We start from the raw sequence: 16,506 nt of genomic DNA on the forward strand, positions 1-16,506 counted from the left end.
ACAGTTCTGATTCGTGTTGGGGTCAGAACAGTTCACTGAAGGGAATGAAGCGCAGCGGATCGCCAATCCCGTGAGTACTGTTTTCCGGCACTTCCACCAACCCGTCAGCCCAGGTCGCACCGAGCAAAACGCCGGAACTCTGGTTCGGATACAACACCGCGCGCCCCGCTTCCAAGCGCACCCGCAGATACTCTCGACGGCTGCCTGCCTTGCTCCATTCAAATCCGGCACTCACCGTAAAGCTCAACGGCATGACCTCTTCCACGCCCTGAATGCGCAGCAGATACGGCCGCGCCAGCAGGCCGAAGGTCACCAGCGCCGAGGTCGGATTGCCCGGCAGGCCTATCACCGGCACCGTACCGAAATGCCCCACGGTCAGCGGTTTGCCAGGCTTGATCGCGAGTTTCCACAGCAGCGGTTTGCCGTTGTCGCGCAGCACCTGACCAAGGCAATCGGCGTCGCCGGCAGACACGCCCCCCGTGGTCAGGATCAGGTCGGCCGCCACTTGCAGTTGCTCAAGCTTGAGCCGCGTCTGTGCCGGACGATCCGGCAGAATCCCGGCGTCGATCACCTCGCAGCCCAGTTCCTTCAGCCAGTGGCCAAGCAACACGCGGTTGCTGTTGTAGATGCTGCCGGGACGCAGCGGCAGGCCCGGCTCGACCAGTTCGTCACCGGTGGACAGCAGCGCCACGCGCGGGCGACGCACCACGTGCAACTGCGCCAGCCCCTGCCCGGCCGCGACGGCCAGTTCGAACGGCCCGAGGCGTTTGCCGGCGCGCAGCAGGATGTCGCCGACGCGATTTTCCTGACCTTGCGCGCGAATGTTCTGCCCCGCTTTCAGCGCCTGCAGGAAGCGCACGCGACCGTCTTCGAGCACTTCGACGTTTTCCTGCATCTCGACGCAAGTGGCGCCGGGTGGCAGCGGTGCGCCGGTAAAGATCCGCGCGCAGGTACCGGGCAATAGCGCGTCCGGCGCCTGGCCGGCGTAGACCTTTTGCGAGACCTTCAACGGCTGGCGATGCAGATCGGCCAGGTTCAACGCATAACCGTCCATGGCACTGTTCGGCCACGGCGGCAAGTCGAGTGTCGCCACCAGATCACTGGCCAACACTCGGCCACGCGCCTCGTCGAGCAGCAGTATTTCGCTGTCGGCCAAACGTTGCTCATTGGCCATGCCGAGCAACTGATCGAGGGCGTCCTCGACCGGCATCAACGCTGCCTTGCTCATCCGCGCGGCCCACAGGCGGCTACTGATTTGAGGTGCGGCACGAAGTTGCACGGGCGATGGCGGTTATCCAGTTGTTCGGCGAGGATGCCTTCCCACGCGGTGCGGCAGGCACCGGTCGAACCCGGCAGGCAGCACACCAGCGTGCCGTTGGACAAGCCGGCCAGCGCACGGCTTTGCACGGTGGAGGTGCCGATGTCGAGAATCGAAATCGCGCGGAACAACTCGCCAAACCCATCGATCTGCTTGTCGAGCAGACAGGCCACCGCTTCCGGCGTGCTGTCGCGCCCGGTGAAGCCAGTGCCGCCGGTGATCAGCACCACCTGAATGCTGTCGTCGGCAATCCAGTGGGCGACCTGGGCGCGGATCTTGTACAGGTCATCCTTGAGCAGGTTGCGTTCGCTCAAGGTATGACCGGCCTCCAGCAATCGGCTGACCAGCAATTGGCCGGACGTGTCGCTCGCATAATCGCGAGTATCGCTGACGGTCAGTACGGCAATGTTCAGGGGGACAAACAGGGCATCCGCTTTCGCGCTCATGGGACTCTCCGGCAGTAGTCAATCAGATTGTCGAGCAGCCTAAGTGCCACTTATGAGTACTGTCTAATCACTCTGGCCAACCACATTATCGACCGGCTCTATCGGTGCCGTTGACCTCGGCCAAAGCCTTTGAAACCATGGGCGATAGAGCTGATCGATAGCCTTTTCAATGCTTCCGATTGGACGCAAACACAGGCAAATGAGATCGTCGCACCTCGCGTTTTCCGTGCGCTGCGCGCATCTGCGTCAATACTCCATTCAATTTCTCAACGAGCAGGTGCCTTCGTGGACATCAAACAACTCAAGTTCCTGATCGCACTGGACGAAACCCGACACTTCGGCCAGGCCGCCGCCCGCTGCCACATCACCCAGCCGACCCTGTCGATGCGCCTGCGAAATCTGGAAGATGAGCTGGATCTGGTGCTGGTCAATCGCGGTCAGCGCTTTGAAGGTTTCACTCAGGCCGGCGAGCGAGTGCTGGCCTGGGCGCGCACGCTGCTGGCCGCGCATGACGGTCTGTTCGCCGAAGCGGCGGCGTGCCGCGGGCAACTGGTTGGTAGCTTGCGTTTGGGGCTGGTGCCGCTGAGCAACTTCAATCCGGTCAATTACATTCAGGGCTTGTCCGGGACCTATCCCGAGCTGAAATTCAGTCTGTCCTCGGGCAGTTCCGACGAGATCATCGCCGGCCTTGGCAACAATCAACTGGACCTGGGCGTGTGCTACCTCGACCACGTCAACCCGAACTATTTCGATTTTTTCGAGATCGGTGAAACCCGCGTCGGGCTGCTTTACGACAACCGTCACTTCCATTTCGAAGGCTCGGAAATGAGCTGGGAAGACGCCGCCGAACTGCCGTTGGGGATGATCACCACCGGCATGCATTACCGTAAATCCATCGACCTGAGTTTCCGCAGTCGCGGGCTGAATCCGCAGCCGATCATGGAAAGTGATTCGACCTATCAGCTGCTACAGGCGATCCACCAAGGATTCTGCTGCTCGATCATGCCGCTGGACAGCGGGCTGGAAGAGCCGATCGAACACCTGTCGTTCATGCAACTGCCGGATGCCAGCGTGCTCGCGCCGCTTGGGCTGGTGATGCGCAAGACCGAGCCGCGTTCGGCGATTGCCGAAAAGTGCTTTGCCGAGGCGCGGAAAATGTTTGGGGGTGAGGCAATTTAAACCAGACACAAAACCCTGTAGGAGCTGCCGAAGGCTGCGATCTTTTGATCTTGATCTTAAAAACCAAAATCAAGATCAAAAGATCGCAGCCTTCGGCAGCTCCTACAGGGTGGGTGTTGGCCATGACAGTGGTGATAGATCAGCCCGATCACCGCATCAGAACAAGCGATTGGACGCACTTTTGACTCCCCCGTAGCCTGAACTCAATTCAGCGCTTCGGGACTTTTCAAGATGCAGTGCCAAGTTGCAACAACCGCCGAACCGGGGGATGCCAATGCCCCCGCACCGCAACCGTCACAGGTGGCCTTTCGCGAATACCTGCAAGACGCCCCGCTCTCGCACGCCGCCCTGGCCGCGGAAATTGCTCTGGCGATCACCTTCAATGGTCTGAGTCAGGCGGTGATGATGGTCTCGCCCGGCAACCTCGAAGACTTCATCCGTGGCTTCAGCCTGAGCAACGCGATCATCGACAGCGTCGACGAGATCTACGATATCCATCTGACGCATTTCGATCAGGCCTGCCAGGCCGACGTGCAGATTTCCAGTCGTGCCTTCTGGGCGCTGAAAGATCATCGTCGGCAGATGACCGGCACCAGCGGTTGCGGCATCTGTGGCGTCGAAGCGCTGGAGCAGGCGCTGCCGCAACTGCAGATCCTGCAACCCTGCGCACTGCCGCCGGCCGCGCATTTCGATGGCATCCGCCAGCGTATCGAACAGGCTCAGCCACTGGCCCGCAGCAGCGGCGCCCTGCACGCGGCGCTGTACTTCGATGCCCGCGGTGAGGCGCTGCTGTGCCGCGAAGACATCGGCCGGCACAACGCCCTCGACAAGCTGATCGGCGCGATGCACAGCGCAGACGTCGATGCGCGTCAGGGCTTCGTGGTGGTCACCAGCCGTTGCAGCCTCGAACTGATCCACAAAGCCGTGCGCGCCCGCCTCGGCACCCTCGTCAGTCTGTCCGCGCCCACCGCATTGACCGTGCGCTGGGCGCTCAAGCATCACCTGAATCTGATCCACGTTCCGCACCGTAACGCCCCCCGAATCTACAGCCCGATCCAGGAGCTTTCGCCATGAGCAACACCCTCACCCACCTCGACGATCAGGGCCGCGCCAACATGGTCGATGTCAGCGACAAAGCCGCGACTCGCCGCGAAGCGATGGCGCAAGCCTGGGTGCAGATGCGCCCGGAAACGCTGCAGATGATCCAGGCCAACGGGCACCCCAAGGGCGACGTTTTCGCCGTGGCACGCATCGCCGGAATTCAGGCAGCCAAGCGCACCCACGAACTGATCCCGCTGTGCCATGCGCTGCTGCTCAGCTCGATTCATGTCGAACTCAAGGCCTGCGAACCGGACCGCGTACAGATCAACAGCACCTGCCGCCTCACCGGCCAGACCGGCGTCGAACTCGAAGCGCTGACCGCCGCCAGCGTCGCCGCATTGACGATCTATGACATGTGCAAAGCGGTGGACCGGGCGATGGTCATCGGCGACATCCGCCTGCTGAGCAAACAGGGCGGACGCTCCGGGAATTTTCAATGGGAGGACGCGCAATGATCCTGATCAACTACTTCGCCAGCTACCGTGATCGCCTCAATCTGGGCGGTGAAAAAATCCCCTTGAGCGACAACCTGACCTGCATCGAAGACGTGCGGCAATTGCTCATGGCCCGCGGCGAGGAATGGCGCGAAGTGCTTGGCGCCGGCAACCTGATGTGCGCGTTGAATCAGGAACTGTGCCAGCCGAGTGCGGCCATTGAGGACTTCGACGAGATCGCGTTTTTCCCACCGGTCACCGGGGGCTGAGCATGACGGTTCGAGTTCAGTACAAAAGCTTCGACGTCGGCCAGTTGACCGCCGACCTGCATGCGCGCAATCCACGGGTCGGCGCGGTGGTGAATTTCATTGGCTATGTGCGCGATTTGAACATTGGCCAGAGCGTGAACGAGCTGTTCCTCGAGCACTATCCGGGCATGACCGAAAAAGCCCTCGAACAGATCGCCGACGAGGCTCGCGAGCGCTGGCCGCTGCTGGGAGTGGAGATAGTGCATCGGGTCGGCGCGCTGGCGGTCAGCGAACCGATCGTGTTCGTTGGCGTCAGCAGCAAGCACCGGCACATGGCCTTTGAAGCCTGCGCGTTCATCATGGACGTGCTCAAGACCCGTGCGCCGTTCTGGAAGCGTGAGAGCACGGCGCAGGGTTCGCACTGGGTCGAGGCGCGGGAGAGTGACCAGAATGCGGCGCTGCGCTGGAGTCTGGCGCATGCCTGAAGATCAAGAGCCCCTCACCCTAGCCCTCTCCCCGAGGGAGAGGGGACTGATTGGGGGATATTGAAGAAATTCACCGAATTGAAAGATTGGCCCTGAATCCATAATCGACTCGATCTCTCAGGTCGATGGATAACGCCAGACACCTCGGTCGGCCCCTTCACGCGCAGGCGTATGGCTGAAGATCAAATCCATAATCGACTCGCTCTCTCAGGTCGATGGATGACGCCAGACACCTCGGTCGGCCCCTCTCCCTCTGGGAGAGGGCTGGGGTGAGGGTTGAAAGTCTGATTAGATAGCCACTCCGCCAGGATTAAACTCCGGAGTTTCGTTTGAGCACAGCGCCCAACAACCTGCCCCGCCCCGCTCCCGTCACCCTGCGCCAGGCTTGGCACTTCTGGCTCAAGCTCGGCTGCATCGGTTTCGGCGGCCCGGCCGGGCAGATCGCGATCATGCATCAGGAACTGGTCGAGCGCCGGCGCTGGATCTCCGAGCGACGGTTCCTGCATGCGCTCAACTACTGCATGTTGCTGCCCGGCCCTGAAGCCCAGCAACTGGCGACCTACATTGGCTGGCTGTTGCATCGCACCTGGGGCGGAGTGATTGCCGGGGCGCTGTTCGTGCTGCCGTCGCTGTTCATCCTGATTGCGCTGTCGTGGCTGTACATCGCGTTCGGTGACGTGCCGGTGGTGGCCGGGATCTTTTACGGAATCAAACCGGCGGTGACTGCGATTGTGCTGCACGCGGCGCATCGCATCGGTTCGCGGGCGCTGAAAAACAGTTGGCTGTGGGCAATCGCCGGGGCGTCGTTCGTGGCGATCTTTGCCTTCAACCTGCCGTTCCCGCTGATCGTCCTCAGTGCGGCGTTGCTCGGCTATTTCGGCGGGCGACTGGCGCCGCAACGGTTCGACAATGGCAGCCAGCGCGGCAGTGCCCAATCCTTCGGCCCGGCGTTGATCGATGACGACACGTCAACGCCCGAACATGCCCGATTCAGCCTGCCGAAGCTGTGGCGTCTGCTGTTGGCCGGCGCGGCGCTGTGGTGTTTGCCGATGGCGCTGCTGACCGCACTGTTCGGCTGGGACGGCACCTTCACGCAAATGGGCTGGTTCTTTACCAAAGCCGCGCTGCTTACCTTTGGCGGCGCTTACGCGGTGTTGCCCTATGTCTATCAGGGCGCAGTCGGGCACTACGGCTGGCTGACGCCAACGCAGATGATCGACGGCCTCGCCCTTGGCGAAAGTACGCCCGGGCCGCTGATCATGGTGGTGGCGTTTGTCGGTTTCATCGGCGGTTACGTGCAACCGGCGTTCGGCGCGGAACATGCGTTCGCCGCTGGCGCGCTGGCGGCGACACTGGTGACCTGGTTCACCTTCCTGCCCTCGTTCCTGTTCATCCTCGCCGGCGGACCGCTGGTGGAATCGACCCACAATGAATTGAAATTCACTGCACCGTTGACCGCTATCACCGCTGCGGTGGTCGGGGTGATTCTGAACCTGGCGTGTTTCTTCGCTTATCACGTGTTCTGGCCCAACGGTTTTGCCGGGCACACGGATCTGTTTTCCATCGGGCTGGCGTTGCTGGCCGCACTGGCGCTGTTCATTTTCAAGCGCGGTGTGATTGCAGTGTTGATCGTTTGCGCCCTCGCCGGGCTGGGCTTTCATCTGCTGAACTGAGCCGCGGCCAAAGTGGCAGGGGCACAATCATCGGTTTACAGGCCCGCAGATTGCCCCTTACTATCCGGGCACACCGGTCGGCGGGGCCATCTCGCCACCGACGTTTTCCGCCAACGGAAACACGCGTTATGAGTACGTCACCACAACAACCAGAAACGTTGAACGTCTCTCGCTTGCGCGCCCTCTCCCACAGGGGCGGCGTATGAATCGTATCGTCAATCTCCCCATGGCCCTGCGCCGTTCCAAGCTGCGTCACTCCGCACGCCCGCCGGATATCGCCTGCTGATTTCTGTCAGTCAGTAAAGACCCATTGTGGTGAGGGGATTCATCCCCGATGGACTGCGCAGCAGTCCCTATCTTTTTGGCCCGCTACGCGCGCCGTCGGGGATAAATCCCCTCACCACAGGTTCAGTGTCACTTCCGACTGCCGGGCATTAGCGAAATACTTTTTTCTTTTTGATTTCCCTGCCAGGACACCCACGCCCATTTACCGCGTCGTGTCCGGCCCGATTCTGCGCGCCTGTGCGGCGCCATCGTGAGTGATTGACCATGAAATTCGCAGCCATCGAAGACGCACGCCTGTTCCTTGAACAGAACCCCGATATCGACATGATCGAGCTGTTCATCCTCGACGCCAACGGCGTACCGCGCGGCAAGTTGTTACACCGCGAGGAGTTGCTGGCGGTCTACGAAAGCGGTCGCCCGCTGCCCAGCACCATCCTCGGTTTGACCGTGCAGGGCGAAGACGTGGAAAACTCAGGTCTGGTGTGGGACGTCGGCGACATCGACTGCCGCGCCTACCCGCTCGAAGGCAGTCTGGTGCGCCTGCCATGGCGGCAGATTCCAACTGCGGCGGTGCAAGTCAGCATGCACCCGACCGAGGGCCTGCCTGCGAGCATCGCCGACCCGCGTCATCTACTGATCAAAGTGATCGACGGCCTCAAGGCCGAGGGTTTTCACCCGGTGATGGCGTGCGAGCTGGAGTTCTATCTGCTCGACGCCAAACGCGATCACAACGGTCGTCCGCAACCGGCGCTGGACGCCGACGGTGGCCGGCCGCGACACACCCAGGTCTACGGTTTACGTGAACTGGAGCAGATCGAACCGTTCCTCGCCGACCTCTACAGCGCCTGCAAACTGCACGGTATTCCGGCGCGTACGGCGATCTCCGAATACGCCCCGGGCCAAGTGGAAATCACCCTCGAACATGGCGACGCCTTGCTCGCGATGGATCAGGCGGTGCGCTACAAACGCCTGGTCAAAGCGATGGCGCACAAGCACGGCATGCGGGCGACGTTCATGGCCAAGCCGTTCGATGATCTGGCCGGCACCGGCATGCACATGCACGTCAGCCTCGCCGATGCCGAAGGGCGCAATCTGTTTGCTTCCGAGGACCCGGCCGGTACCCCGCTGCTGCGCACCGCGATTGGCGGCATGCTCGCCTCACTGCTCGATTCGCTGCTGCTGTTCTGCCCCAACGCCAACTCCTACCGGCGCTTCCAGGCCAACAGCTATGCGCCATTGGCGCCGACCTGGGGCGTCGACAACCGCACCGTCAGCCTGCGCGTACCGGGCGGCCCGGCCAACACCCGGCACATCGAACACCGCATCTGCGGCGCCGACGCCAACCCGTATCTGGCGGCGGCAGCGATCCTCGCCGGGATCCATCGTGGCATTCGCGACAGTCTTGATCCGGGTGCGCCGGTCGAGGGCAACGGCTATGCGCAAGCCAAGGAATTGCTGCCGACCGACTGGCTGACTTCGCTGCAGGCGCTGGAGAATTCCGCGTGGGCACGGGATGCCCTGGGCCAGGAATTTCTCGGGGTGTACCTGGCGGTGAAACGCGCCGAGTACCGGCAGTTCATGGCCGAGGTGGGTGAACAGGATTGGCGTTGGTACCTGACCGAAGCCTGAAGCCACAGCATCAATCCCCCCTGTAGGAGCGGGCTTGCTCGCGAAGGCGTCGTCACATTCAATATTTCAGTGACTGACCCACCGCATTCGCGAGCAAGCCCGCTCCCACAGGGGATTGCACTCCGAATTCCGAATTTTGTGTGGACACAGACATGACCCAACGCTGCAATTCCTACTACACCGCCACCCTCAACCAGGACACCGACTACCCGACCCTGCAGGGCCGGCACCAGGTGGATGTGGTGATCATCGGCGGCGGTTTCACCGGCGTTGCCACCGCCGTCGAACTCGCGGAAAAAGGCCTGAAAGTCGCCATCGTCGAGAGCAATAAAATCGGCTGGGGCGCCACCGGACGCAATGGTGGCCAAGTCACCGGCAGCCTCTCCGGCGACGGTGCGATGCGTAAACAGATGCGCCCGAAGCTCGGTGATGAAGTCGACGATTTCATCTGGCACCTGCGCTGGCGCGGGCATGAAATCATCCAGCAGCGCGTGGCGAAATATGGCATTCAGTGCGACCTCAAACACGGTCATTTGCACGCTGCCTACAAGCCCAGTCACATGACTGATTTGCGCAACGACTACGAAGAAGCCGTGCGTCGCGGCCTGGGTGATCAAGTCAGCCTGCTCGACCGCAGCCAGGTGCGCGACCTGCTGCAAAGCGACCTCTACCACGGCGCGATCAAGAACACCCGCAACATGCACCTGCACCCGCTCAACCTGTGCATCGGCGAAGCGCGGGCGGCGGAGAGTCTTGGTGCATTGATCTTCGAGAACAGTGAAGTGTTGGAGATCATTCACGGCAAAACCACAGGGGTGCGCACCGCCCATGGCCAGATCGACGCCAATCAGGTGATGCTCGCCGGTGACGTCTATCACAAGCTCGAACCGGGTCAGCTCAAGGGCAAGATTTTCCCGGCCATGGGCGGCATCGTCACCACCGCGCCGCTGGGTGATCTGGCGCGGCAGATCAACCCCGAAGATCTGGCGGTGTACGACTGCCGTTTCGTTCTCGACTACTACCGCCTCACGGCTGACGGGCGCCTGCTGTTCGGTGGCGGCGCCAATTACAGTGGCAAGGATTCACGGGACATCGCCGCCGAGCTGCGCCCGTGCATCGAGCAGACGTTCCCGGCGCTCAAAGGGGTGCAGATCGACTACCAGTGGAGCTGCGCGATGGGCATCGTGATCAACCGCATCCCGCAACTGGGCAAGCTCTCGGACAACGTCTGGTATTGCCAGGGTTATTCCGGACACGGCATCGCGACGACGCACATCATGGGTGAAATCATGAGCCGCGCGATCACCGGGCAGATGGAACAGTTCGACACCTTTGCGCAGTGCCAGCACATTCGGGTGCCGATGGGGGATTTGCTGGGCAATCCGTTGCTGGCGGCGGGGATGTGGTATTACCAGATGCTTGAAAAACTGCGTTGATCGCACTGGCCCTTTCGCGAGCAAGCCCGTTCCCACAGGTTGATTGCATTCCAAATGTGGGAGCGAGCCTGCTCGCGAAGAGGCCAGCAGCCTCACTACAAACCTCAGTCCGGCAACTGCTCCCACATTGAAATGCATTCCAAATGTGGGAGCGGGCTTGCTCGCGATGAGGCCATCAACCTCAGCACAAAATCTCAATCAGGCAACTGCTCCACCACAATCCCCAACCGCCGATAATCCTCGATACTCCCCGACGCCACATGCCGCTCGGTAATCAGCGTATGCAGGCGCGTACACGAAGCCACCACAAACGGCTCCACCGCGCCTAATTTATCCGCGGTGGTCACCGCAATCACCCGCGCCGCGCTGTCGAGCAGCGCCTGCTTCACCGGCACTTCATCAAAATGCAGCGAGGTGACGCCCACCTCCGGATGAATCGCGCAGACGCCGGTAAACGCCAGATCGGCCTTGATCCCGGCCAACAACCGCACCGCCTCATGCCCACCGGCCGACATCGTGCGCGGGTTCAATTGCCCACCGGCCAGAATCACTTTCACGCCCTTGTATTCGGACAGGGCAATCGCCGTCATCGGCGCGGCGGTCACCGCGGTGATCTGGATGTCCGCCCGCAGCGAGCGCGCCACCTGCAACGTGGTCGAGCCAGAATCGAACAGCACGATCTGCCCGTCCTCGACTTTCTGCGCCGCCCATTGCGCCAACCGCACTTTCACCTCGTCAGTCTCATCCAGTCGGGTGAAGAAATCCTTACCGGAGTCCTTGGGCCTTGGCAGCGCCCCGCCGTGCACGCGCTGCACCAGGCCGGCGTTGTCCAGTTCGGCAAGGTCGCGGCGGATGGTGTCTTCGGACACGGCGAAGTGCTGGCTCAACTCGGAGGCCATGACCTTGCCGTCGCGTTCGAGGATCAGGAGGATTTTCTGCCGGCGCAGGGAGGGCAGTTCGGTGACCGAATGATCGTGCATGGTTGTGCCTGTTTATGCTTGTAGTTGCAGGTTTTTGCCGAGACTAGCGAAAGCCTCGGGTAAACACAAACCGGCCGCTATCAATTGTTTCGATCATTGGAATCAACATGCCGAATTTTTTCTTTGCCGTGCGTCTGTTCAGAATGGCCCCACTCGAAAAAGGCTCAGGATGAACAGCTGATGAATCTCAATTTTGCGTTTGCGTGCATGATCGTGGTGTCTTTTGCGATTGCCCTGGGCCACGCCTGAACCACTACACCGACGCCGCCAGGTGCTCTCGCAACCATTTGTGTGCCGGATCGCGGTGCGCGCGCTCGCCCCAGAACATCGCCATTTCGTAGCCCGGCACCTGCAGCGGTGCGTCGACAACTTGCAACGCCGGGTTGCCGCGCACCAGCCGTGACGGCAGCATCGCCACCAGATCGGTACTCGCCAGCACCGACATCACCATCAGAAAGTGCGGCACCGACAGCACCACTTTGCGCGCCAGACCGACCTCGGCGAGCGCCTTGTCGGTCACCCCGAAAAAGCCCCCGCCCGCACGCGACACCATTACGTGTTCCAGCGCGCAGAACTGTTCGCGGTTCGGTTTATGCGTCAACCCCGGATGCCCGACGCGACCGGCCAACACGTAATGCTCGGTGAACAGCACCCGCTGATGCAGATCCAGCGGCGCCTCTTCGGTGATGTGCAGCGCCAGGTCAAACACGCCCTGCTCCGCCTGCTTGACCAATTGCGCCGGCACCAGATCGAGCACCGCCAGCCGCGTTCCCGGCGCCTGAGTGCGCAAACCACTGAGGGCCGGCAGCACCACCGTCGATTCGCCGTAATCCGTCGCCGCGACTTTCCAGATGTGGCGGGCCTGCGCCGGATCGAACGCACTGGCCGGCGCCACCGCTCGCTCCAGTGCCTCCAGCGCTTCACGCAACGGCTCACGCAACTCATCGGCCCGCGCCGTCGGCCGCATCCCGCGTGGCCCGGGCAGCAACAGCGGGTCGCCGAAGATCTCGCGCAGCTTGGCCAAGTGCACGCTCACTGACGGCTGCGACAGGCTCAACCGCTCTGCGGCGCGGGTTACGTTGTGTTCTGCCAATAACACGTCTAGGGTCAACAGCAAGTTGATATCCAGACGTCGTAAATTATTCATGGCTATACCTGACATATCAGACATTCATTTCCAATATACCGATCAAGGATTGATCCTGCCTGCATTCAACCAAGGAGCTGCAACATGAATGTGCTACTGGTCTACGCCCACCCTGAACCCACCTCGCTCAATGGCTCGCTCAAGGACTTCACCGTCCAGCGCCTGCAAGCCGCCGGCCACACCGTGCAGGTCTCCGACCTCTACGCGATGAACTGGAAGACCACCCTCGACGCCGACGACGCCCCTGAACGCGACCGCAGCCGCCCGTTTGACGCCTCAGGCGATTCGAAACTGGCCTACGCCCAGGGCACCCAGGCCGCCGATATCGCCGCCGAGCAAGCAAAACTGCTCTGGGCCGACGCACTGATCCTGCAATTCCCACTGTGGTGGTTTTCCATGCCGGCGATTCTCAAGGGCTGGGTCGAGCGCGTGTACGCCTGCGGTTTTGCCTACGGTGTCGGCGAACACTCCGATTCGCGTTGGGGCGAGCGCTATGGCGAAGGGAAAATGAAAGGCAAGCGGGCGATGTTGATGGTCACCACCGGCGGCTGGGACTCGCACTACAGTCCGCGCGGGATCAACGGGCCGATTGATGACGTGCTGTTCCCGATCAATCATGGAATCCTCTACTACCCCGGTTTTGAGGTGGTGCCGCCGTTCGTGGCCTATCGCGTCGGTCGAATGGACGAGGCGACATTTGCCGCGACTTGCGAGGAACTGGGCACGCGGCTGGATGAATTGTGGAGCACGCGGCCGATTGCGTATCGACAGCAGAACGGCGGGGATTACGAGATTCCGGCGTTGACGCTGAAGGAAGGTATTGCACCAGGGCTTGAGGGCTTTGCCGCCCACATTCGGTAAACATAACTGAACCTTTGTGGGGAGGGAGCTTGCTCTCTCCCCACAGGGGGGTGTGCTTCAGACTTCCTCCCGCGCCCGCCGCGCCTGCACCAGCAACGCCGGCGCAAAGTGCAGCAGCACCATCCGCGCCAGGTGGTGCGTGAGGATAAACACTACATTCAGGCCACCGGCAAACGCGACAATCGCAATCGTCTCGATCGCCCCCGGCATGTACGCCAGCCACAGCGACAACGGATCACTGCCCAGCCACCGCGCCGCCACTTCGGCGAAAACCGCCGCCACCACGATCATCAGGCCGACCGACACCAACGCCGTCCGCCCGTGCCGCCCCAATTCCGCAAGGCCGAGCCCCTGAAAGCGCGAACCGATCCGCACGCCAAGAATCAGCGCCGCCAGATTCAGGCTCCAGTCCGGCATGTGGAAGCCGTGCAGCCATCCCGATTTCACAAACACCGCAGTGAGCAGAATTGCCGTCAACATGAACGGCGCCGGCACGCCGATCACCAACAGCAAGCGCCCGATAACGATGCTCAAGCCGATCAGCGCCAGCACCGTCAACGCCATGCCCGTGCTCAATGGAGCGCTTTCCATCACGGCCACCGAGGCCTGCCCGGGAATCAAAAAGCTCACCAACACGGTGATCAACAGCAAGCGCATCAAGTGGACGATGATGACTTTGCTCGAAGCCTTTTCCGATTCGAGCAAATCAAACACCGCCGCCAGTGCGCCGGGGTACACCGCCAACAGCGCATCGGTGCGATTCCATCCTGCGCCGCGGGTCAGCCACCATCCGGCGAGGGCAATCTGCACGGTCAGGCATATCAGCAGAACGCCGAGGCTTGGCAACATCGCCGAAGCCGTCGCACTGTCCCACGCCTCGAACATCAGCCCGGTAGCGATGCCCAGCGTGACCTGGATGTAGCCCAGGCCATAAGGCGTCGCGGGGGCAAACCCGAACCTGGTGGCGACCAATGCGGTGACAAGAATCGCCCCCAGCAACAAGCCATGAGGGACACCGCTGACCTGCAACGCAGCGCCAACGGCGGCCGCGATCAACAAACACAGAATCGATTTCATATTTTCGCCTTCCTGGCTATTTCCCTGAGGTATTCCACTCCCCTGTAGGAGCTGCCGCAGGCTGCGATCTTTTGACTTTGATTTTTAGAAGCAAGATCAAAAGATCGCAGCCTTCGGCAGCTCCTACAGGGGTGTATTCCTTCTTACGCGCGCAACCGCCCAATCGCCCGCCGATACTTCTCGACCCGTTCCAGATCCTCCCAACTCGGCGAGGCGATCCGCGACAGGTCGCTGTTCTCTTCCAGATCCGCCAGTTTCACCACCCGGCCAATCGGGTTCTGCGCAGCACGCTCGACGAAATCCTCGTAGGACTCGCCGGGCACTTTGGTCACTGATTCAATCGCCGTCAGCACCTCTTCGCTGAAACCTTCCTTGCGCAAGTCATCGAGGCTGACGCCGCAATCCTCGACCACATCGTGCAACACAGCGACGATGCGTTCTTCCAGCGAGTTCATGCGCAACATGACTTTCAGCGGATGCAGAATGTACGGCGCACCGCCCTTGTCCACCTGCCCGGTGTGGGCGGTGGCGGCGATGGCGATAGCGCGTTCGAGGGTTTGAGTCATGCGAGTCTCCGTGGTTTAAACGCCGTAACGGCCGCCGACATGGATATTGCGTTTGAGCCAGTTGCCGATAGTTTTCAAGCGCCCAACTGGCTGGGAATGTTGTTCGAGAATCACGGAAACCAATATCGCCTGATCCGCCCCCGGATGCGCATCGATCACCTGCGCCACCCACGCACAATCGGCTTTCTGCAGATGCTCACGCCACTCGCCGGGCCACGCGTCCAGCTCATCCAGCGCCAGCCACCGCGCCCCGCCCTGATTGGCATGCCCGCCGCCAATCGATTGCTCGAAACAGAACGGCGTCGCCGGTCGGGACAAGTCAATGCTGAAGATGTAGATGTCTTGAGTGGGGTGCTGCGGCGTGGGGGCGTTGTTGCGGCTGCCGATTTCGATCATGCGCGGTTCCGTCCGTGGGTGAGGCGTTACAACTTGTTTCGCAGTCTACGACGTGGTGTCGATGGGGGGAACCTTTGGCGATGAACCGGGTTGTGACAAGTGAAAAGTTTGACTGGGCAGTCCGGGAATTGCGTTTCAGCCGCCCAGAAAAAAGGGACACCGTTGGGTGTCCCTTTTTTGCGTTTGGATTCAGGCCGACGGGTCAGCGCTTCATGGCTTCGCATTGATTGCGCAGATCATGATCGCCGATTGACGAACAACTACTGCCTTTCTTCGCTTCACAAAAGGCACGTTGGTCATGATCACCAATGCTTGAACAAGAACTGCCTTTCTCCGCTTCGCAGGCCGAGCGCATGTCATGGTCGCCAATGGACGAACAACTACTACCCTTTTTGGCCTCGCAATAAGCACGCTGGTCATGATCGCCGATGCTTGAACACGAACTGCCTTTCTCCGCTTCGCAGGCCGAACGCAGGTCGTGGTCGCCGATGGAAGAACAGCTGCTGCCTTCCTGCCTGGCCTGGCAATAACTGCGTTTGTCGTGATCATTGATGCTGGAACAACTGGCGGAAACGTAGCCGCTGAACAGCAACAACATCGCAAGAATAAGTTTCATCTCACACTTCCCTGGATTGCCAGGAAACAGCCTGGCACTGCTTGATGCAATCACTGAGCGATTTATTGCTTCAACGTTTCATGGCTTCGCACCGGGTGCGCAGGTCATGGTCGCCAATATTCCCGCAACTGCCGCCGCCGTTCGTGGCATTGCAATAAGCTCGTTGATCATGGTCATCGATGTTCCCGCAAGAACTGCCGCCCTGCTCCGCGTTGCACCGCGCACGCAAGTCGTGATCATCGATATTGCCGCAACTGCTGCCGCTCTTTTTGGCGTTGCAGTAGGCGCGCTGGTCATGGTCGTCAATGTTGCCGCAGGAACTGCCGCCCATCTCCGCGTTACACGCCGCCCGCATATCGTGATTGTCGATATTGCCGCAACTGCTGCCGCTCTCCCTGGCATTGCAATAGGCCCGCTGATCGTGGTCATCGATGTTGCCGCAACTGGCGAACGTGTAGCTGCTGAACATCAACAACATGGCGAGTAATAGTCTCATCACACACTTCCCTGGGTTGCCAGGAATCAGCCTGGCACTGCTTGATCCATTCTCAATGAGCGTCGCGACACGCCATCAAATTGACATCGTTTTTGAGGAAAGTTCAAACAGGCAAACAAGATCAGCGCAGATT

At 61.0% G+C, this 16,506-nt stretch carries 18 protein-coding genes; 9 read left to right on the plus strand and 9 right to left on the minus strand.

Features of this window, described 5'->3' with window-relative positions; all coding sequences use genetic code 11:
• Positions 1-22: 22 nt before the first annotated feature.
• On the minus strand, positions 23-1,228 hold the full coding sequence (glp, locus tag NTD85_RS04515; protein ID WP_262141522.1) for a gephyrin-like molybdotransferase Glp: 1,206 nt from the start codon (positions 1,226-1,228) through the stop codon (positions 23-25).
• Positions 1,225-1,764, minus strand: coding sequence for a molybdenum cofactor biosynthesis protein B (moaB, locus tag NTD85_RS04520; RefSeq protein ID WP_027611709.1), 540 nt, complete (start codon positions 1,762-1,764; stop codon positions 1,225-1,227). Before moaB ends, glp begins: the two co-directional genes overlap by 4 nt.
• Positions 1,765-2,049: 285 nt before the next feature.
• Here moaB and NTD85_RS04525 point away from each other — a divergent pair, with 285 nt between their 5' ends.
• From NTD85_RS04525 to NTD85_RS04560, 8 genes are all read left to right on the plus strand, one after another.
• A complete protein-coding gene (locus tag NTD85_RS04525; RefSeq protein ID WP_262141523.1) occupies positions 2,050-2,943 on the plus strand; it encodes a LysR family transcriptional regulator in 894 nt (297 codons plus the stop codon).
• A 231-nt stretch (positions 2,944-3,174) separates the two neighbouring features.
• A complete protein-coding gene (gene fdhD / locus NTD85_RS04530; RefSeq protein ID WP_262141524.1) occupies positions 3,175-4,017 on the plus strand; it encodes a formate dehydrogenase accessory sulfurtransferase FdhD in 843 nt (280 codons plus the stop codon).
• Positions 4,014-4,499 carry a cyclic pyranopterin monophosphate synthase MoaC gene (gene moaC, locus NTD85_RS04535; RefSeq protein ID WP_262141525.1) on the plus strand — a complete coding sequence of 162 codons (486 nt, stop codon included), beginning with the start codon at positions 4,014-4,016 and terminating at the stop codon, positions 4,497-4,499. The genes fdhD and moaC overlap by 4 nt, the downstream gene beginning before the upstream one ends.
• Positions 4,496-4,747, plus strand: coding sequence for a MoaD/ThiS family protein (locus NTD85_RS04540; RefSeq protein WP_003226078.1), 252 nt, complete (start codon positions 4,496-4,498; stop codon positions 4,745-4,747). Before moaC ends, NTD85_RS04540 begins: the two co-directional genes overlap by 4 nt.
• A gap of 2 nt (positions 4,748-4,749) precedes the next feature.
• Entirely contained in the window at positions 4,750-5,211 is a 462-nt protein-coding gene (gene moaE / locus NTD85_RS04545) for a molybdopterin synthase catalytic subunit MoaE (protein WP_047601716.1), read from the plus strand.
• Positions 5,212-5,540: 329 nt separating this feature from the next.
• Positions 5,541-6,884, plus strand: coding sequence for a chromate efflux transporter (gene chrA / locus NTD85_RS04550; protein WP_262141526.1), 1,344 nt, complete (start codon positions 5,541-5,543; stop codon positions 6,882-6,884).
• A 549-nt stretch (positions 6,885-7,433) separates the two neighbouring features.
• Positions 7,434-8,798 carry a glutamine synthetase family protein gene (locus NTD85_RS04555; protein ID WP_262141527.1) on the plus strand — a complete coding sequence of 455 codons (1,365 nt, stop codon included), beginning with the start codon at positions 7,434-7,436 and terminating at the stop codon, positions 8,796-8,798.
• Between the two features lie 152 nt (positions 8,799-8,950).
• Positions 8,951-10,234, plus strand: a complete 1,284-nt coding sequence (locus NTD85_RS04560) for an NAD(P)/FAD-dependent oxidoreductase (RefSeq protein WP_262141528.1) — start codon at positions 8,951-8,953, stop codon at positions 10,232-10,234.
• A 194-nt stretch (positions 10,235-10,428) separates the two neighbouring features.
• Here the strand turns inward: NTD85_RS04560 and NTD85_RS04565 are convergent, their stop codons facing one another.
• Together NTD85_RS04565 and NTD85_RS04570 are read right to left on the minus strand one after the other, a co-directional pair.
• Positions 10,429-11,214, minus strand: a complete 786-nt coding sequence (locus NTD85_RS04565) for a DeoR/GlpR family DNA-binding transcription regulator (RefSeq protein WP_045122525.1) — start codon at positions 11,212-11,214, stop codon at positions 10,429-10,431.
• Positions 11,215-11,467: 253 nt separating this feature from the next.
• Positions 11,468-12,361, minus strand: a complete 894-nt coding sequence (locus NTD85_RS04570) for a LysR family transcriptional regulator (RefSeq protein ID WP_262141529.1) — start codon at positions 12,359-12,361, stop codon at positions 11,468-11,470.
• Positions 12,362-12,445: 84 nt separating this feature from the next.
• On the opposite strand from NTD85_RS04570, the gene NTD85_RS04575 reads away from it, so the two are divergent.
• Positions 12,446-13,222, plus strand: coding sequence for an NAD(P)H-dependent oxidoreductase (locus tag NTD85_RS04575; protein WP_226500147.1), 777 nt, complete (start codon positions 12,446-12,448; stop codon positions 13,220-13,222).
• 57 nt (positions 13,223-13,279) lie between these two features.
• On the opposite strand, the gene NTD85_RS04580 is transcribed toward NTD85_RS04575, so the two are convergent.
• The 5 genes from NTD85_RS04580 to NTD85_RS04600 form a co-directional block, all read right to left on the minus strand.
• Entirely contained in the window at positions 13,280-14,299 is a 1,020-nt protein-coding gene (locus NTD85_RS04580) for an AbrB family transcriptional regulator (protein WP_003226087.1), read from the minus strand.
• A gap of 143 nt (positions 14,300-14,442) precedes the next feature.
• The gene (locus NTD85_RS04585; protein ID WP_003226088.1) at positions 14,443-14,865 is read right to left on the minus strand and encodes an HD domain-containing protein; all 423 of its coding nucleotides are present in this window, start codon (positions 14,863-14,865) and stop codon (positions 14,443-14,445) included.
• Positions 14,866-14,880: 15 nt separating this feature from the next.
• Positions 14,881-15,261, minus strand: a complete 381-nt coding sequence (locus NTD85_RS04590; RefSeq protein WP_202371062.1) for a hypothetical protein — start codon at positions 15,259-15,261, stop codon at positions 14,881-14,883.
• Positions 15,262-15,463: 202 nt separating this feature from the next.
• Positions 15,464-15,877, minus strand: coding sequence for a hypothetical protein (locus NTD85_RS04595; RefSeq protein ID WP_103521496.1), 414 nt, complete (start codon positions 15,875-15,877; stop codon positions 15,464-15,466).
• Between the two features lie 70 nt (positions 15,878-15,947).
• Positions 15,948-16,373, minus strand: a complete 426-nt coding sequence (locus NTD85_RS04600; protein WP_262141530.1) for a hypothetical protein — start codon at positions 16,371-16,373, stop codon at positions 15,948-15,950.
• Positions 16,374-16,506 lie beyond the last annotated feature (133 nt).

It is taken from the genome of Pseudomonas sp. 13B_3.2_Bac1, assembly GCF_025466205.1.
GTDB lineage: Bacteria > Pseudomonadota > Gammaproteobacteria > Pseudomonadales > Pseudomonadaceae > Aquipseudomonas > Aquipseudomonas fluorescens_H.